This is a genomic window from Brevibacillus ginsengisoli (assembly GCF_050113715.1).
Classification (GTDB): domain Bacteria; phylum Bacillota; class Bacilli; order Brevibacillales; family Brevibacillaceae; genus Brevibacillus_H; species Brevibacillus_H ginsengisoli.
Window position 1 is genome coordinate 45,307 of sequence record NZ_JBNJQR010000003.1, and the last position, 18,923, is coordinate 64,229.

General features: G+C 45.8%; 17 protein-coding genes. 13 read left to right on the forward strand and 4 right to left on the reverse strand.

Features of this window, described 5'->3' with window-relative positions:
* Positions 1-38: 38 nt before the first annotated feature.
* Positions 39-209 carry a twin-arginine translocase TatA/TatE family subunit gene (gene tatA / locus ACQCN2_RS07310; RefSeq protein WP_426928239.1) on the forward strand — a complete coding sequence of 57 codons (171 nt, stop codon included), beginning with the start codon at positions 39-41 and terminating at the stop codon, positions 207-209.
* A 41-nt stretch (positions 210-250) separates the two neighbouring features.
* Positions 251-1,255 (forward strand): GTP 3',8-cyclase MoaA, encoded by a 1,005-nt coding sequence (gene moaA, locus ACQCN2_RS07315; protein WP_426928652.1) that lies wholly within the window; start codon positions 251-253, stop codon positions 1,253-1,255.
* 61 nt (positions 1,256-1,316) lie between these two features.
* Here moaA and ACQCN2_RS07320 read toward each other — a convergent pair whose 3' ends face one another.
* Positions 1,317-2,513, reverse strand: a complete 1,197-nt coding sequence (locus ACQCN2_RS07320) for an MFS transporter (RefSeq protein WP_426928240.1) — start codon at positions 2,511-2,513, stop codon at positions 1,317-1,319.
* Between the two features lie 207 nt (positions 2,514-2,720).
* On the opposite strand from ACQCN2_RS07320, the gene ACQCN2_RS07325 reads away from it, so the two are divergent.
* The 5 genes from ACQCN2_RS07325 to ACQCN2_RS07345 all read left to right on the forward strand — a co-directional run bounded on the left by ACQCN2_RS07325 (position 2,721) and on the right by ACQCN2_RS07345 (position 6,817).
* Positions 2,721-3,677, forward strand: a complete 957-nt coding sequence (locus ACQCN2_RS07325; RefSeq protein WP_426928241.1) for a carbohydrate kinase family protein — start codon at positions 2,721-2,723, stop codon at positions 3,675-3,677.
* A gap of 249 nt (positions 3,678-3,926) precedes the next feature.
* Positions 3,927-5,342: an LCP family protein gene (locus ACQCN2_RS07330; protein WP_426928242.1), complete on the forward strand. Its 1,416-nt coding sequence runs from the start codon at positions 3,927-3,929 to the stop codon at positions 5,340-5,342.
* Positions 5,343-5,505: 163 nt separating this feature from the next.
* Complete coding sequence (locus ACQCN2_RS07335; RefSeq protein ID WP_426928243.1) at positions 5,506-5,817, forward strand: hypothetical protein; 312 nt, start codon at positions 5,506-5,508, stop codon at positions 5,815-5,817.
* Positions 5,818-6,017: 200 nt separating this feature from the next.
* Positions 6,018-6,305: a hypothetical protein gene (locus ACQCN2_RS07340; protein WP_426928244.1), complete on the forward strand. Its 288-nt coding sequence runs from the start codon at positions 6,018-6,020 to the stop codon at positions 6,303-6,305.
* A gap of 53 nt (positions 6,306-6,358) precedes the next feature.
* Complete coding sequence (locus ACQCN2_RS07345; protein WP_426928245.1) at positions 6,359-6,817, forward strand: hypothetical protein; 459 nt, start codon at positions 6,359-6,361, stop codon at positions 6,815-6,817.
* A 62-nt stretch (positions 6,818-6,879) separates the two neighbouring features.
* Here the strand turns inward: ACQCN2_RS07345 and ACQCN2_RS07350 are convergent, their stop codons facing one another.
* Entirely contained in the window at positions 6,880-7,785 is a 906-nt protein-coding gene (locus ACQCN2_RS07350; protein WP_426928246.1) for an NAD(P)-dependent oxidoreductase, read from the reverse strand.
* A 216-nt stretch (positions 7,786-8,001) separates the two neighbouring features.
* On the opposite strand from ACQCN2_RS07350, the gene ACQCN2_RS07355 reads away from it, so the two are divergent.
* Together ACQCN2_RS07355 and ACQCN2_RS07360 are read left to right on the forward strand one after the other, a co-directional pair.
* Entirely contained in the window at positions 8,002-10,005 is a 2,004-nt protein-coding gene (locus tag ACQCN2_RS07355; protein WP_426928247.1) for an oxidoreductase, read from the forward strand.
* A 605-nt stretch (positions 10,006-10,610) separates the two neighbouring features.
* On the forward strand, positions 10,611-11,057 hold the full coding sequence (locus tag ACQCN2_RS07360; protein WP_426928248.1) for a hypothetical protein: 447 nt from the start codon (positions 10,611-10,613) through the stop codon (positions 11,055-11,057).
* An 80-nt stretch (positions 11,058-11,137) separates the two neighbouring features.
* Here the strand turns inward: ACQCN2_RS07360 and ACQCN2_RS07365 are convergent, their stop codons facing one another.
* Positions 11,138-11,476, reverse strand: coding sequence for a winged helix-turn-helix transcriptional regulator (locus ACQCN2_RS07365; RefSeq protein ID WP_426928249.1), 339 nt, complete (start codon positions 11,474-11,476; stop codon positions 11,138-11,140).
* 182 nt (positions 11,477-11,658) lie between these two features.
* Here ACQCN2_RS07365 and ACQCN2_RS07370 point away from each other — a divergent pair, with 182 nt between their 5' ends.
* Both ACQCN2_RS07370 and ACQCN2_RS07375 read left to right on the forward strand, forming a co-directional pair.
* Positions 11,659-12,222, forward strand: coding sequence for an NAD(P)H-dependent oxidoreductase (locus ACQCN2_RS07370; protein WP_426928250.1), 564 nt, complete (start codon positions 11,659-11,661; stop codon positions 12,220-12,222).
* A gap of 22 nt (positions 12,223-12,244) precedes the next feature.
* A complete protein-coding gene (locus ACQCN2_RS07375; protein WP_426928251.1) occupies positions 12,245-12,958 on the forward strand; it encodes an SDR family oxidoreductase in 714 nt (237 codons plus the stop codon).
* Positions 12,959-13,033: 75 nt separating this feature from the next.
* Here ACQCN2_RS07375 and ACQCN2_RS07380 read toward each other — a convergent pair whose 3' ends face one another.
* Entirely contained in the window at positions 13,034-17,317 is a 4,284-nt protein-coding gene (locus tag ACQCN2_RS07380) for a GGDEF domain-containing protein (protein WP_426928252.1), read from the reverse strand.
* A gap of 227 nt (positions 17,318-17,544) precedes the next feature.
* Between ACQCN2_RS07380 and ACQCN2_RS07385 the strand changes: the two genes are divergently transcribed.
* A complete protein-coding gene (locus tag ACQCN2_RS07385) occupies positions 17,545-17,841 on the forward strand; it encodes a hypothetical protein (protein ID WP_426928253.1) in 297 nt (98 codons plus the stop codon).
* Positions 17,842-17,941: 100 nt separating this feature from the next.
* A complete protein-coding gene (locus ACQCN2_RS07390) occupies positions 17,942-18,787 on the forward strand; it encodes a YtnP family quorum-quenching lactonase (protein ID WP_426928254.1) in 846 nt (281 codons plus the stop codon).
* Positions 18,788-18,923 lie beyond the last annotated feature (136 nt).

The window sequence follows — 18,923 nt, forward strand, 5'->3', positions numbered from 1 at the left end:
GATGGGCCTCACTCAAACGAAAAAAAGGGGGACTTTTCATGCCAAGGATTTCAATTCCGGGATTAATCTTGATTATTATTCTTGCATTGGTTTTATTTGGGCCCAAGAAATTGCCGGAGATTGGAAGAGCGTTCGGCCAAACTTTAAAGGAGTTCAAAAAAACGACCCGTGATCTAACAGCAGATGTGATGGATGATAAGCAGCCCTAAGGACTGAGCTAAAAGAAGTCGGTTGCTAGAGAGAGGTGTTGATCATAAGTAAGGATCAATTGATCGATCGTTTTGGGAGAATTCATGATTATTTGAGGATCTCCGTTACGGATCGTTGTAATTTACGATGTATCTATTGCAGACCAGAAGAATCGGCAAGTCCTTTCGATCACAAGGAAATTTTACGTTATGAAGAGATTGGGGAAATCGTAAAGGTTGCCGCAAAGCTAGGAGTGAAACGGATTCGATTGACGGGCGGTGAGCCACTTGTCCGACGTGACCTGGAAAAATTAATTAAATTGCTTTCCGACATACCAGGTATTGAAGATATTGCCCTTACAACAAATGGGATATTTTTGGCGGAGAAGGCAGCTGTGCTGAAGAAGGCGGGCTTATCACGTGTCAATATCAGTTTGGATTCTATGAAGCCAAACCGTTATCGACAGATGACCAGAGGAGGGGACATCCAGCGAGTTTTGGATGCAATAGACGCAAGTCTTGCATTAGGTCTCGCACCTGTAAAGTTAAATGTCGTGTTAATGAGAGGATTCAATGATGATGAAATTGAAGACTTTTTATTCATGACCCTTCAGCGGCCAGTCCATGTTCGATTTATTGAATATATGCCAATCGCAAGCGATGCTAATGAGTGGCGTACTCACTATCTGCCGTTAATTTCCGTATTGGAACGAGCGAGTAAATTCGGAAACCCAGCAATCATGACCGGCAATATGATAGGAAATGGACCAAGCGAAAATTACACATTGCCAAATGCGTTGGGAAGCTTTGGGCTTATTCATCCGGTAAGCAATCATTTTTGCGGAACATGTAATCGTCTCAGGTTGACTGCTGATGGGAATCTAAAATCCTGCCTATACTGGGGAGACGAACTTTACATACGACCTTTCACTCATCATCCTGAGGCCTTGAAACAGGTATTTTTAAAGGCACTGTCCACAAAACCTGAAGAGCATGGAATGAATCTCCATAGTGAGGAACAAAGCCATACTCCGACATGGCGCTGGATGTCCCAGATCGGGGGATGAGAAAGATGGCTAGACAAAAGAGCAGACGCCTAGAGATTAGGCCATCTGCTCTTTTCTAATCTTATCCCTGCAATGAAGCTCTTTCCCAACCGCGAATCGTACTATCCTTGGGCAAAAAGAATCCAAGTATACCGATGGACGGAAGAATGGTACAAATGGTCAGAACGAGAGGCAAACCGTAATGATCAGCGATAGTACCGAGGATGGAAGCCCCGATCCCTCCCATTCCAAAGGCAAGGCCAATAATCAAACCGGAGACTGTACCAATTCGCCCTGGTAGAAGCTCCTGTGCGTACACAACTGTGACCGAAAAGCTGGACAACAGGATTAATCCGTCGATAAACAACAAGGGATAAGCCCAGAATCCTTGAACATAAGGCAACAGAACGGCTAGAGGGAGCGCGCCGAGTGTCGAGATGATCATCAGGTTGCGTTTCCCGAAGCGATCCGCCAACGGACCTCCGAAAAAAGTGCCAATTGCGCCGGCCATCAGGAAGATAAACGTGTAGAGCTGGGCTTGATCAATGGAATAGTGCTTGACATTAATCAGAAATAATGGGTAGAAGCTTTGCAATCCGGCACTGATCCAAGAACGGACACTTACGAACAGCACCAGCAAGCTGAGCGCCATCATTCGTTCCGACTTATTCGTTAAGGCAATAGGAGCTGGTTTGGCTTTTGACTGACGATGCTGATTGCTGTACCAGTACGCGATAAATAGCATGACGATAAATGCTAGTCCAGCCGGTACGGTAAACCAGGCAGCGCCCATCTGGCCAAAGCTAACAAAAAAGAGGGCCGTCATTAAAGGAGCAAGTGCCTGGCCGGCGTTTCCCCCTACTTGGAAGATGGACTGGGCAAGTCCGCGTCTTGGGCCTGCTGCCATATGGGCGACTCGAGAGGCTTCCGGATGAAAAACCGCTGACCCTATGCCCACGAGGGCCACCGAGAGTAGGACCATGTGATAACTGGTGGCGAAGGCGATCCCGACCATTCCCGTACCTGATACCAGCATGGCGATGGGCAGTAAAAAAGGACGCGGGACCTGATCGGTGATATACCCGATGACAGGCTGCAAGATTGAGGCGGTAACATTGACAACAAGGATAATGAGACCGAGTTGGGAATATTGGAGAGCCAGATTCTTTTGTAAAATTGGTAGTAGTGCTGGAATTACGGCCTGTAAGCTGTCATTAAGCAGGTGAACCAAACTGACCGCAAACAAGATCTGATAGACCGTTTTATTGGAAGCCGACATGGGGGTGTTCTTTCACTCCTATCTATATTGTATCTGTAAAATGTACCACCAACGTTTAAGGAAGTCACTATATCCGTAGAATTTTCAGACAATGATGTAACTTAATGGTAAGAATTGTTATAATAAGAGGAGTTACAGGTTCCTCATGTCTTATTTTATTCCTTCATGATGGAATGGTATCACCTAGAGTCAAAGAGGAGGAGTCACATGAGTATACAAGGTCGTTGGTTGGTGGTCGGTGCAGCAAATGTAGATATCAAGGGAGAACCAGATCAGACATTGTTGTTGGGGACAAGCAATCCGGGCGTTGTCCATATCTCACCAGGCGGGGTAGCTCGTAACGTGGCGGAGAATCTGGGACTCTTAGGGGAAGATGTTACGCTTTGCGCCTTGGTTGGGGAGGATACAGATGGGGAATCACTTAAGCAATTGACAGCGAGCAGAGGTGTAAGTACCGTAGGCATGCTGCGATTGGCCAATCAACGGACAGGAAGATATGTTTCGATACATAATGAACAGGGTGAAATGATCGCGGCGATCGCAGATATGGAGATTAATGAGGCCTGGACCGAGGAACATCAAGCGCTAGGGTTGGAATTTATTCGAGAACATAAAGTTTCAGGTGTTTTAATTGACGCCAATGTACCAGTGCATGTCATGGACGCTTTTTTGGAAGCGGCCAATGTGGAGAAGATTGCCATTGTTGCCGCACCTGTTTCGCCTAAAAAGGCCCTGAAATGGAGAGGGCGCTTGCATGGTGTTTCTCTCCTTGTATTAAACCAGCAAGAAGCCGCCGTTTTGAGTGGAATGGATATCGAGACCAAGAGTGATATCGAGAAAGCTGCCGCTAAGTTGCACGATCAAGGGATCGCGTATGTATTCATCACGAAGGGTGGCGAAGGGGTGTGCGCGTATCACAATCAGGAATTGGTCTGGTTATCGGCATTGGAAGCTGAAGGTAAAGAGGCTACGGGTGCTGGAGACGCCTTTACGGCTGGAGTGATGTACGCTTTGACGAAAACAGACTCTTTAATCGAGCTTGCGGCCTACGGGTTGGTGATGGCGAAATCAGCGCTGGTAAGCAAACAGTCTGTTGCCGAGTTGATTGACATCCATCGATTGGAAGAAGCGAAAAACGAGTACATAAGGAAAATGGGTGCCTAATCCTTGAGCCTGCTGGTCAAATCGACAGCAGGCTCAAACATTTTTCTACAAAAATTTTCATTTTTATGATACAATATTTAGCAGGTCTTTTGCTATAAATCCCCTCTCATCAACTGATATCTTCCAATTCGTATTTGTCCCAAAAAAGTGTCGAATGCCGCTTGTACGATTTTTTTGAACGTTTACATATAAATGATAGTACTGTAAAGGCTTTATAACCATCTGGACTGTATAAGGAGAATGATTAGAATGCCTAAACCAGTAGCACGGGAACAAGCTGCTACCACTAGACGTAGCCCAGTTAAGCCGAAAAAAAAGAAAAAGCTGAGGCGTATTCTTACCTTAGGTTTATTGTTATTGCTGATCGTTGCTGGTGGAGCTACTGCTTCCGTCTACTGGAAGGTAGATGACGCAATTAATTCAGCCAGCTCTGACCAACGAGACGGCGTTAGAACACTGGCGGCCGGTGTAGATAACCTCTACCATTCTGACAAGCCCATGTCCATCGTCATTCTAGGACGAGACACTCGGAAGGAAACGGGGTCACTCAATACGGACGTGATGATCACTGCTGTTGTTGATCCGGTTACCAAGAAGGTCACGATGCTCTCTATCCCACGGGATACACGTATTAAGATTCCGGGGTATCGGGGTTATCATAAAATCAATTCGATCTATGCGAACGGCGAGGCCGAACGACGTCAAGCCGAAGTGAGTAATCAGATACCGACGGAAAATGGTGTGACCTTAACCAAAAAGACGATGGAGCAAATGCTCGGAATCCCGATCCAGTATTACGTGGAAGTTGATTTTGATGGATTCAAGTCTATTATTGACGAGCTGGGCGGAGTCCAAGTGAATGTCGACCGCAAGCTAGTCTATGATGATCCAACCGATAATACGCACATCAACCTTGAACCGGGTTTGCAAACCTTGAATGGTGAACAAGCACTCGGCTATGTTCGCCACCGTCACGATAACCGAGGGTTGAAATATTTCTCCAACGATTTTGACCGCAACCGTCGTCAGCAGGAAGTCATTAAAGCGGTGATGGATAAAATGACTTCATTTGAGGGCTTTACGAAGGTCTTTAAAGTGATTGAGGTAGCAGGACAACACGTTCATACAGATTTGTCGCCTGACCAGATCAAAGGCTTGGCGGTTAACTTTAAAGGGGTTAATTCCAACAATATCGAAACATTGGAAAACGACGCCTACTGGAATGCTAGCATTGGTTATACCTTGTTGCCATCTGACAAACTGAAAGAAATCCGCAGCACTTTGCAAACGCAAATGGGTGTCAATGATTCTGTAGCCGAATTGAATGATTCCGTTACGGGTGAAGGTCCGCAGGAAGCCACGGCCAATAGCAATCCAGTTAAAAAGAAATCAAGCAAGCATAATACCGTATCATCCAAAATAGATTCTTCTAAGCCGAAGGAATCAACTGATCCAACCCAATCTGGCAAACAAACAACATCCCAAGATCCAGCAGCAACACCACCGCCAGATATTGCGTCGCCTGCTCAGCCGGAACAGGGAACTGACACAAAAAGTAGCGGAACAGAGCCGCCACCGGATATTGTACCGCCGGCAAACGCCAATCCCGGTGGAGCGAATACAACTCCCCCTGCAGGCAATGGTACCAACGGATCAAATGGATAAAGCATAAAACCCGAAACAACTTCAGGAATCAGGAGGAGACAAAAATCCTCCTGATTTTTTCATATTTCAAGGGTTTATTCACACATAAAACATGGTAAAATAATAGTATATAAAAACTGATACTTCTGAAAATTAAAGCCGAAGAGGATGAGGAGGGGTTTGTATGACACTATTTTGGGTTAACCTAGCGCTCGTACTAATCTTTTTGGTTCTTTTTAGTCGCCAACAACAAGATGAGATGGTCTACGATGAAGAGTTTTTCCTCCAAAACCCTGGGGCCCTGGAAGAATATCAGCAGATGCCGATCGAGTTCCAGAAAGCCTTTTTTCGGAAGCACAAGGAATGGATTAAGGAGAAATATATGCGGGGGGACAGTTACGTGTTGGGATACTGCCCTAACCAAGAAATCCGGCGGGCTTGGCTGACGGAGTTCGTCACCAGAAAAAGCTGGGGTGGCCCATCTGCAACTCCATAGAGGAAAGGAAGCCAGTAATCGTGTCTGCGCGCGGTTACTGGTTTTTTCTGGTCGACTAGAAGCTCAACGTCCTGTTGAAACGCCGACATTAGCTCATCCTGAGCGTCACAACTAAGGTTCTACCGGCGCCAGAGGCTTGGAATCGCCAAGTTTTCTTTGTTAAACTAGACAGACAGGCTATGAAAAAAGGAGTGAGGAGAATGCAAATCTATGAGTGGATAGCAATCGGTATCATTCTTTTCATCGTACTATATGGCTTGATTGCCTCAAATGGAAGAAACATGCGCAAAGAACGTTTTCGCTCGAATAATTCAAGTGATTCAGGAATCTATAGTTATACGGACTCCAGTGGACCCAATCACCATTCGAACTGCTCAGACGGCTCGAAAGGCGGATGGTTTGGCGGGTGGTTTGATGGCGGCTCTGGAGATGGTGGATGTGGAGATGGAGGAGGCGGTGGAGACGGCGGAGGTGGCGGTGGTGACTAGACAATTTTTCTACTACAATAAACTTGAGATAGTTTTGAAAAGGAGAAACATACATGCTGGAAAAAATGGTGCAAATCCTGGAGAAATATTTACAACAAGAAGGGCAAGTAGCCGATATCCTACTCAAGTCAGAGCAGTCTGTCTATGATGCGGGAGACGCGCATGAGATCGAGCTGAAATTCGTTTCCAATGAACACTCGGATGACCCAATCGCACATATTCATTTGTATCCGATTGACGAGGAAACATGCGAAGTGGAGGTTGAAGTGATTTACAGGTCAACAGAGGACCAACCCAGAAGCGTCTCCACATGGTGGGAGCAAATGGCCCAGATTGTTGAAGGAGCAACCGTTACCGAGAAAAAACGGTTTGCCTCTCCAACAGAAATACTGGAAACGGAGTGGATTGTGAATTACTTCTTTCTAATCAGTCTTGATGAGCAAGAGGAAGCCGTTTCACAGAAGCTTCTTGCCAAATGCGCCCAAGAAGTGGGGAAGCTTGTTCGACTATAACAAATTAATAATCAAAAGGGACAGCCTGTAAATATGCTGTCCCTTTGCATTTCTCCATTAGATTAAACAAGAGCGTCTTGTGATTTCGCTTTAACAGTCAGTCCTGTTTTTTCTTCGTATACTTTGAACAAGGCGGCCATATCTTCTTTTGGATACTTTTCTTTGGCAAGCTCGTACATTTGCTCAGCGAGTTGATTGATGGGCATGTCCATTCCATAGGATTGTGCCAGTTCTGTAGCAAGCTTCATATCTTTATGCAGCAGCTCATTACTGAAACGTGCGACAAAATCGCGTTGGTGGACCAGTGGTACAATACGATGCAGCATTTTGCTGTCCCCTGTGCTCACCGCAAGCACATCGTAGAGCAATTGCGTGTCCACGCCAGCTTTTGTCGCCAACAAAAAGGTTTCAGCCAAGGCTGCGGTATGTACGCCAATCAGATAATTGTTCATTAACTTCACGATGCTTCCGCTGCCAATCTCGCCAATATAGAACAAATTTTTACCCATCGCTTCAAAAGCGGGCAGTGCTCGCTCGTAATCCGCTCGACTGCCTCCACACATGATGGCTAATGTGCCAGCTTCCGCACCCATTGGGCCTCCACTGATTGGGGCATCCATATAAGAGCCACCTTTGGCTTGAATCGCTTCGTGGCAGCGTTTGTTCATCAAGGGGCTAACCGTACTGTGATCAATGATCAGTTTACCGGTTAAATTGGCCTCCAGAATACCGTTCGCGCCAAAGTACACTTCTTCGATGGACGGGGGAAGTGGCAGACATGTGAGAAGAATATCCACTTCTTCCGCTAATTCACGAGGATTTGCCGCTTCCACTGCACCCATATTGACAGCCGTCTCAATTGGTCCGCGATTTCTTGATACGACATGAACACGAAATCCGGCTTTTAGCAAATTGCGCACCATCGGCAAACCCATTGTTCCAAGGCCAATAAATCCAATTTTCTCCATTCGAGTATCCCTCCACTTTTCTATCTAAGGCATAGTCTACATGGGTATCTGTTCGCATTCAAGTTTGAGACCAAAGATAAATTTCAAGGGGGACAGAATATTTGGATAAATAAACGGAAAACCAAACCCAAAAGAAGGATTTTCAAAGTTTCTTCAAGAATTGTTAGCACAAAGAATATGAATGAGTATTCATTCAAAGTGTGGAGGGGATTCTCTATGCAACTTAACCGAGTACTTGAACCCATTCAATTGGCAGCGCTTACTTTACCTAATCGGATTCTGATGGGGTCGATGCACGTTGGAATCGAGGGAATGGATCGCGGGATGGAGCGTCTTGCCGCATTTTATGCGGAACGAGCCAAAGGCGGCGCCGGATTGATTGTGACAGGCGGGATCGCCGTATCTCCTGAAGGGGGAATCGGTCCAGAATACTTAAATATTTACTACGACGATCATATTGAGCAGGCGCGTATCATCGCCGATGCCGTACATGAGGAGGGCGGGCGCATTGCTTTGCAATTGTTTCACACAGGGCGCTATGCGTATAAGGAAAAAACAGGACTTGATCCAGTGGCACCGTCACCGCTTCGGGCTACGATTAACACAACGACACCACGTGAGTTGACAGGTGAAGAAGTGGAAAAGACCATTCAAGATTTTGTGGATGGAGCTGTGCGCGCCAAAAGGGCGGGATTTGACGCGGTTGAAATCATGGGCTCTGAGGGATATCTAATCAACCAGTTCCTATCCCCATTAACCAATAAACGAACAGATGAATGGGGCGGAGACTTTGAGCGCCGCAGCCGGTTTGGCGTAGAGATTGCTCGTCGGGTGAAAGAAGCGGTTGGGCCAGCGTATCCGGTGATCTTCCGCATGTCCGGGCTTGACTTGATGCCAGAGAGCACGACGATGGAAGAGACCCTGAGGTTCGCTCAGATGCTCCAGCAAACAGGCATGGATGCCTTGAATGTAGGGATTGGCTGGCATGAGTCCCAGGTGCCGACGATTTCGATGATGGTGCCACGTGGCTCCTTCGTATGGGTCGCGCAACAAATTAAATCCGTAGTCGATATACCTGTTGTCGTCAGCAACCGGATTAACGATGTCCGTCTTGCGGAAGAAATCTTGCGCACTCACTCTGTTGATATGGTCTCGATGGCTCGTCCATTTTTGGCGGACCCGTATATTGTAGCCAAAAGCGGAGCAGGACAGTTTGACGAAGTGAATACTTGTATCGCCTGTAACCAAGCTTGCCTGGATCATGTGTTCTCGGGTAAGCCAGCTTCTTGTATCGTCAATCCAGTAGCTGGACGCGAGCTTGATTTGCCGTTAGTGCCGGCAAGCGAGAAGAAACGAGTAGCGGTCATCGGCGCAGGTCCCGCTGGTTTGGAAGCGGCGCGGGTGCTCGCCGAACGCGGACACGAAGTTGTCTTGTTCGAGAAGTCAACGGAGATTGGCGGACAATTGCAATACGCCAAGCAAGTTCCAGGGAAATCGGAATTTAATGAGACTCTTCGCTATTATCGAACTCGTTTACATAATCTAGGGGTGGAGTTGCGCTTGGGCACGGTTGCGACAGCGGATAGACTTGTCGTCGAGAATTTTGCGGAAGTCGTTGTCGCTACTGGTGTGACACCACGTACGCCAGCCCTTCAAGGTGCCGACCTGCCGCATGTGGTGAACTATTCTCAGGTGTTTGAAGGAAAAGCCCGCGTAGGTCGTCGTGTGGTCATCATCGGTGCGGGAGGTATCGCCTGCGACTTGTCCCACCTGCTTTTGTCTAGTGGAGGGGTTCCAAGCGAGGCGAGGCCTTACCTGGTCGGCTATCATATACTTGATCCGAAGAACGTAGAACGCTATGCCGCTAGTGGACGTAAGATTACCATGCTTCGCCGAGGTAAGCATGTGGGTACTGGATTGGGGAAAACAACGCGTTGGGCGACAATTGCCACTCTAAAGCATCACGGAGTGGAAATGATGACGCAAATCGACTACAAGGAGATTACCCCAGAGGGTGTCGTGATACACCAAGACGGTGAAGAGAAACTGATTCCAGCCGATACGGTCATTATGGCTGCTGGAGCGAATCCGAATCGTCATTTAGCTGAAGAGCTGGAAGGTCGCTTACGTGTCCATATCATTGGGGGAGCCAAGGAAGCTGGCGAGCTTGACGCGAAGCGAGCGATTTATGAAGGGACATGGATTGCGCGTCAAATCTAGTCAGGCAAAAGTACACATTTTGAATGAAAAAGGAAGCGTGGAGCTTGGAGCTTGACCCGCTTCCTTTTTGGTTGGCTTAGGCCAAGAGAAAAAGAACGTGGAGATTATAGCTGCAACGAAAGAAGTTCAACAAACAACACCTTGTCAAGCGATAAATGTGACGATATAATGAAAATATAAATTAACAGAATTGTTAGAATTTATGCGGGCGAAATAACTGCAGAAATGATCGTAATAGGCAATCGGTATCGATCCTCTAGGTGATGACCTTGTAACTGTTGGAGCAAACCTAACGATTCGTGATGGGGGCGATCAGCATGGAAGGAATTCTGCTTGTGGAATTGGTCTTTACAACAACTGTTTCAGTGTTGGCCATGTTCTTGCCATTTCTCATGTCTAAGGCTGACAAGTCAGAAGCATAAAGCCAAAATTCAATCGAATAAACAATGCTCCCGTTTGACATTGCGATCAAACGGTTTTTTTTGTTTCCGGCATCTTAATTTATCCAACAATTTCATTTATTGCCACTTTTATGCCTTTTATTTACAATAGAGTAGGAAAGGGAAATTTTTTATTCTGCAATCATACATAAAGGATGATGAATCATGAGATGGAAGCCGCTAGTGCTGTTGATTGCGCTTCTCATACTGCTTGCCGGATGCAGCCATTCCACAACATCGCAAAAGGTCGAGAGCTCAATCTCGGATGATGAGATGAAAAAGGTAGCGACGGAGTGGATTACGAAACAGCAAAAGCTGAATGAAGCGACGGACGAAACAGATCTTAAAAAGCGAATCAATGAATTGTACGTTCCAGATGGTACGGCTGCGGACAATGTATTCAAAATCGCCAAGAAGAGCCTTGGAAATCAAGTGGCCGTGAAGATCGATCGTTTGAGTGTTAACTCAATTAGCGCGGAAAGTTTTGAATTTAAAGCCATGTATGAAACCACGTACGTATCCCCGAACAAAGAAACCTTCACCCGCGCCGAAGAACATACATTTGTGCTGCAAAAGGTGAATGGAGTATTTAAGTATGCGAGCAATCATTAGAGGACCCGAAGTTTCCTCAGGAGAAAACAATTCACGATGAAAGGCATCCACTTCAGAAGATGGATGCCTTTTGCTATGCCTTATAAAGTTAACCCAAATCTCTTCAATTCAATAAAAATACCTTCCAGTTGCCTTCCTTTTTCCGTGAGCGTATATTCCACACGCGGCGGGACCTCCGGATATACCTTTCTTTCCAAGATTCCATGATCCTCTAGCTCCTTCAGGCGGAGCGAAAGCGTCTTCGGGCTGATTCCATCCATCGATTTCAATAAGTCGCTGAATCGCATTGTTCCTTCAATCAGCAGATCGCGAATAATTAAAAAAGTCCATTTCGTCCCAATCACGTCAAGTGTCTTGGCAATAGGGCAAGGTTCACCAGGTGCTCCTTTTGTTAGTACAACCGATTCAGTACCACTCATGGAAACATCCTTTCCTTTCCTTTTTTGAAGATTTTCTTGTGAGTATTTTCTTTACTATATCACAATAGTAACTTTACGGAAACTATATGAATTAAATATCACTACTTCCCTTAATGAAGCAAATGTAATTATGATACTTATGAAGCGGAATTCAATCTTTTGAGGAGGTAGAGGTATTCACCATGGGAAAAAATATCTTTATTATTAACGGTCATCAACAATACGGCTCAGCGGAAGGAAAGTTGAACAAGACCCTGACGGACAAGATGGTGAGTTTGTTAAGTGAACAGAATCAAGTAAAAACCACCATTATTCAAAATGGTTACAGCATCGAAGAAGAACAACAAAAGTTTTTATGGGCCGATCTTGTGATTTACCAAACCCCAATCTATTGGTTCAGTGTGCCGGGATTGCTGAAGACCTATATGGATGAGGTTTATGCTTACGGATTGTTTTTTAAGGGCGGTGACCAATATGGGCGGGGTGGAATGTTGACGGATAAAAACTATATGTTTTCAACCACCTGGAATGCTCCTGAAGAAGCGTTCAATGATCCAGCGCGCTTTTTTGAAGGGAACAGTCTGGAAGATGCTTTAAGCCATCTGCATCGCTCCCAGAAGTTCCTTGGAATGAAGCCGTTCAAGAGTTTCGCTTGCTATGATGTGGTGAAAAATCCTCAGATCAATCAATTTGTATCCGAACTGGAAAAGCATCTGAAATCGGTTCTGAATGTTTTATTTAGATAGGATTTAAGAGGGAGGAATCAACATGCTGCAAGATCAAAAGGTTGTCATTATTGGTGGAAGCTCCGGAATCGGTTTGGAAACCGCTAAACAAGTGATCGCGCAAGGAGCGGAGGTCATCATTGCCAGCCGTTCCGAAGATAAATTACGGCAGGCGACTGATCATTTAGGAGCAAGAGCTGTGGCCCATCAACTGGATACCACGCAAGAAGGGCAGGTACACGCTTTCTTTGAACAAATCGGCTCGTTCGATCATCTTGTGGTTAGCGCGGCAGAAACATCTGGCGGTCCTTTCCTCGAAACGGATACAGCCCAAGCCAGACAGCTGTTTGAAAACAAATTCTGGGGTCAGTACTACACGGCCAAATACGGTGCTCCGAAAATAAAGCCAACTGGCTCGATCACCTTATTCTCCGGGGTTGTCGCCTACAAATCGATGGTTGGTTCGTCAACTCTAGGCGCAGTCAATGCGGCTGTATCGAATCTGGGACAGACCTTGGCGTTAGAGCTTGCTCCCATCCGTGTGAACATCGTTTCTCCCGGGATCATTGATACCCCTTCCCGCAGTAAAATGCCAGAAGAAGCCCGCAGTAACTTCTACGCTACGGTGGGAAACAAACTTCCAGTGAAACGAATTGGTCAAGCGGAAGATGTTGCGCAGAGTGTACTATATCTGCTGCAAAATCGTTTTGTGACCGGAACGGTTCTTCATGTGGAGGGAGGACATATTTTAATTTAGGACCAAAACGTCAGACAGCCACTATTCCTCAACAGGCTAGAGGAGTAGTGGCTGCTATTCGTTCATACTGTCATTTTACTCAAGGGATGCGAGAGTCTCCCATGCTGCCACCACTCTATTCTTTCCAGTGGTTTTGGCAGTGATTTCCGCGTTGTCCGCAAAGCGGATGAGCTCCTCGATATTTTTGGCCTGACATAATTCACTAGATGCTACACCGGCGCTAATCGTCACCTGATAAGGACGTCCGATCGCGAACTCTTCTTCGATCTGCTGTCGAAGCTGTTCGGCAAGCTGCAAGGCTACCTTGCCATCCGTCTTGGGGAGAATCAGTAGCAATTCCTCGCCACCGAAGCGTCCCGGGATGTCGTTCTTGCGAAGAAGCGAGCGGAGCATATCAGCCAGTTCACGAAGCACCTTGTCACCTTCCTGATGGCCATACTCGTTCACTCTCCTGAAGTTGTCGATATCGATCATGATGAGTGATAAGTCAAGCCCATGCCGTTGTGATACCTCAAACTCTTCACGCAGCTTACGAAGGAAGAATCTTCGTTGATAGAATCCTGTCAGGTTGTCGATCATCATTTCCATATAGTGTAGCGCATTGGCGATGTGCGGCTTAATAAAAGAAAGAAAATGTTCCATATGAAGACGCTTGGTATCGGCTAGGTCATTGGCGTAAACGTTAAGTTTGATGAACTCGTCACCCTGCTGATACAGCATGTACTCATATTGAGACTTCGATTGTTTGGATTTCTGGAACACCAGCTGCTCGTTCTTGTCAATCAAGCCGATCGCGGAGTAGAACAGCGTTTCCTTTTGGTAAAACAGATTGCAAGAGATCGCCGTATGCGTAACCGGAAAATAACGGAACAACGAGTTGGACAGCTTCTGAAACGTGTTGGTAAGCTCCAGCGATTCGGTTACCTGCTCACTCAATTGAATGATAATTTGCAGATCAAGAGATTGGTCTAAAAGCTGCGTGCGTTCTTCCATCAATCGTTGGACAGTGGGGTCAGCGCGCATCACCGAGTCACAAGGAATGTAGTCAGGCTGAACAACCTCGGCCAATTTGACGGTGAGAGACTTGCTCCGGTGATCCTTTTCGATTAACTGATAGCCATTGGCGGCGCGACGCAGATAGAGCATCGAGCGCTGCAAGTCTCTTTTTTGCATCGTCAGATCAGCATATCCGCGGTGCAAGTCAGGCCAGAAAACATCATACCCGTAGTTTTTGAGATACTCCTCAAAATTCTCCAATTCCTCTTCCGCTTCAAGTCTGTTGTGTTTGAGCAGCAAATCGACCATTTCCCGATAAGACCAGCCCGTTTGCAAACGATAACCATTCGCAGCGATACTCTGTCTGAAATAGTCGCATGCTTGATCCACATTGCCTGTTTGGGCCTGATAGAGACCGTCGATGAAAAGTGTGTATTCATTCGGTTGCTCCCATTCGCAAGGAGAAGGCAACTTTTTGCCCTGTCGATAGGTCGAGTAGCGAGAATACACCTCCATGATGAAGTTGGTGAAATTGGTTGATTGCTGTTTAGACAGCTGGACGTAGATCTCATCAAACTGTGACCATTGCTCCCATTCACAGGAGTATAAGAGCTGATGGGTATGATATTGCTCCAGTAAATCCTTGCGTCTTAACTCATCAACCTGTGGCACATTGAGCATATGATACCGATAGCTGGATGCGTCACCTTGATAAAGAGAAATTTCCATGCCGTTGAGATGGCTGATTTGTTCCTTTCCTTTAAATCCATACCGTTTGGAGATGTCCAGACAACGCTGAATGTAACGACGGGACAAGCGAATATCACTATGGAAAATAAAGGAATTGGATAACTCGATCATCAAATCCTGGTGCGGGGTTCTTTCTAATGTCGATTCGATCTTATCCAGCAGTGCGGCGGCCCATTCCTCCAGCTCAGGGAAGTACTGAAACAAAACAATCGTATAGTTGATGCTAAGCTCCGCAAAGGTACGCGTAGAAAGACGGTGCCGGTTAGGATAAAACACATTCAAATACGCGCGATGAATGATTTCAGCGTTTTCGCGGTGGAGCGGAGCAAAGAAATCGATATAGTTCAAGAGAATGGTCGCATATACCTTTTCGATTAGGGTTTGTGTAGGGTCCAACAGGAATTCCAATAATTCTTCTTTGACCGCTGCTAGATCAAGCTGATTGGTAAAGAGATGGATCCGCATCAGCACAAAACGATCGATGCCTGACTTGGTTCGCTTCACAATTGATTTTGCTACCTTTTCCGCTTGGGGGTACATATTCAGCCGCATATACAGCTGACAGAGCAATCGATCCCAACAAATAATCTTGGTGCGTTGCAGTTTGTGTTGTAATTGTTTGATATCCTCAATGAGCAGACGTTTGCGATCAACAGTCAGCAGGTTGCGAATTCGTCGATAGTACTTAATCAAGTAAAAATACTCGGTCCGACTTTCCTCGGCGAGACGAGCAATCTCAATCAGTGTAGGGTAAGAGATAAAGCCAACTTTTTGCAACAGCGGCAGGGCTTTTCGATAATAGGCGACCTTACTTCCAATGGGTAAATCAAGCAATAAACGCTGGGTTACATCGAATGGGATAAATAGGCTGTCCTCGGAGAAAATCAGGACAAGACCGGATCGCGCAAGCTTTCTCAACATTGGGAAAAAGTGAGTGTCATCCAGATCGTTCGCTGCAAAAATAGTTCTCGCTCGTATCGGGTGTGGCATGCAGGCAAAAACCCGTAATAATTCCAACTCTTGCTCATGTAAGCTGTTCAGTCGTTGATCCATTAAATGATGGATATCAAGCTCGGCCAATACCTGTTTGCATGTAGGAGTTGCAGCCCAACCATTTCTCGTTAGTTGGATACCTCGAGTATGGATAAGCTCGTCCAAAATCATCGGGCAATGATGGTACTCGATTTGTTTTTCCATCATCCACTCAGACAACAGGAACAACAGGGAGTCTTCCGCACGGCCAAATTGCGAGATTAACAGGCTGTGATACAACTTGGTCTCTTTTTGGCCCAAGGTAATCGTGAAAAAGGATGCCGCTTGAAACAGACTTGGACGAGTTGTCCCGTTAAAAATAGCGTGAAGACCTGTGACGCGAGCGCCGTAGCGTTGCCAAAATAACAGAAATACACGCTGAGAGTCTTCATCGAGAAGTTCCGAATCCTCGTACAGATAATAAAAGCTCTGAAGCTGAAACAAGGGAAGGATCTCCGTGTAGAAGGAGTACAACCAATCTGCCAAAGAGTGAATCAAATCATTGCCTTCAAAGTGACTGCTTAACAGGTGTTCGAACTTGCGTGTGAGCCCACGGAGTTTACTGCTTGTTTCAGGCAGGTATCGATAGGCCGTGTACAGCGTTCGTTCAATTGATTCGCGAAGGGTAGAGAAGGGCAGATTTTTGCAACGAATCGTAAAGAAAAAGTGATATTCGAGAACCTCCATGACGTGATGGCGAAGAACGTTGAGACGCGTGACCTCATCTTCACAAATGATCCCCATTACCTGTAATCCTTCCGACCGGAGGAAAGACCGGAGCGCTTGTTGACTCCTGCGATCAATCGGAGGAACCATCGGATGAAGCCATTTCACGTCTGTCTCGATATGGAAGTCGTTTATCGCATGCGAGGGCTGATCCAAAAGGGCCAATAGGTCAGCCATAATCTCCTCGACCGAGATGAAGCTTTCCGGCATCACGATTAAACGATGACACAATACATGAATATTCTGCGGAAGCGTTCCACTCACCATGCGATGTTTATCGGGCAAGCGACCGCCACACACCCATTGAATCATCATGCCGATGGAGTAGAAATCACAGACACGAGTCATTTCATGTTTCCGAGAATAGCTGGAAAACAAAATGTACGGAAAATCGTCCAGTAAATTATTCACAAACGGATAGGCGGAAGGATAAGGCTGGACATCTAGGATTACCGTATGATTCTGCGGGTGAAAATAGATCAGCTCGGGTGACAGAAAACCCATAAAAAACTGGTTCTTATGTAACTTGGCAAGCGCATCTGTTAGGGAGATAATGATTTTGATCTTAGCCAAATTATCCAGTTCTACATTATTTATGTAAGAAAGCGGAAGATATTTTTCTGGAACTGGTGGTAAAGATGCATACAGATTATCCCCGTCAACAGACCATTCGATCAATTGTCGAAAGTTTTCTCCAGAGGCCACTTGCTGCCACTTATTCAGCCGATCAATCATCAAACTTTGATGGAAATACTTCCATGTTTTCTTATGAAAATGAATTCTCGTGCCAAAAGCATGGTGCGTCAAGGTCATACAACGTTGGGATGGTGGTTGATGAGTTGAATCATGTTCCATGACGTCACTCCATTTTCCAGAATTATTTGCAAACATCAGTTACTTTCAGATAATATATTTTATACTGAATTTTACTAATAGAAAAGGTTATATCGCTGTATTATAAATCACAAGCCGTGTCAAGATTTCGGAGGTTTTGTCGAAAGACTTCCTTTTCAGGGGAATTCAGTGTTAAATAATGAGGACACTACATAATTAGAGATAAGTAGGAGAGGCTGGTGTAGGTCGTGAGTGAAAACGGAATCCTGTTGGGGAAACGTCATTTCCTTTATTGTAAAGACAAAACAATTAATGTGGAAGGCTGGATCTTCTATCTAACACCCGGCTATAAAGTCATTGCTGGCGGATCCTCTCAACCTGGTGAAACGATGATTAGTCTTTATAAGGAAAATGAGAAAATCGCTCAGCTATCATTAACTCATAAAAATTCAGAGTCTAATTTGATGATTCAAGCCGTATCCAGTGACATTTCGCTTGAAGTGTCTTCTTTGCTCCAAACCGTTACACTTTCCGAAAAAAACTAGAGGTTCGTCCACCGGTTGTTTCTTGTGCCTGGTGGCTTATTTTTTTTACTGAAGTTTGTGATAATAGGTGCATAGTTACCACTGGAGGAGACAAGACACAATGGATCAATTGAAAATAGGAGATTTTCATTTATTCTGGCTGCAAGGCGGTCTAACACAACTGGATGGAGGCGCCATGTTCGGGGTAGTTCCCAAGGCTCTCTGGAGCAAGCGATATCCGAGCAATGAATTCAATCAAATACCTCTTCGGGCTGATCCGGTCTTGATCCAGACACAAGGGAAGAATCTCTTGATCGAATCGGGAATTGGGAAGAACCGACTGAATGAGAAGCAGAAGCGCAACTACGGATTGGCGGAGGAAGCGAGAATTGAAGACTCGCTGAATGAACTGGGACTTACGACACGGGATATTGATAAGGTACTGATGACACATATGCATTATGACCATGCCAACGGACTCGTTTCAAGGAATGGAGAAGAATTGTATTCGACTTTTCCTAATGCCGCAATCTATGTGCAAGAGTTGGAATGGGAAGAGATGCAAAGTCCCAATATTCGTTCGCGCAACACGTATTGGGAAGAGAATTGGAAGCCAATCCAGTCTCAAGTCATCACATTCGGTGAAAACTTAGAGGTTCTGCCTGGTATTACGATGCACCATACTGGCGGACACAGCTATGGACATGCCATCGTTCAACTGGAAAGTCAAGGGGAGAAGCTTCTTCATCTGGCTGATATACTGCCAACACACGCCCATCAGAATTCACTCTGGGTGATGGCTTACGACGACTATCCGATGACTTCGATATTTGCCAAGGAAAAGTGGATCAAGGAAGGAATTCGAGATCATGCGTGGTTCAGTTTCTATCACGATGCCATTTACCGCGCAGTGAAGTGGAACGAGCAGAACGAGCTGATCGAGAAGCTTGAACGGTCAGCAGAATAGTTAACAAAAAATAATTTCTTGTTAAAAAAATCTAAATAATGAATTGACGAACCTAATCTCGCTCTCTACAATAAGGAAAAATCCGAGAAACTGTACTGTTGACCTTCTTGAACAGACAGTTTGAAGGGGTGGAGAG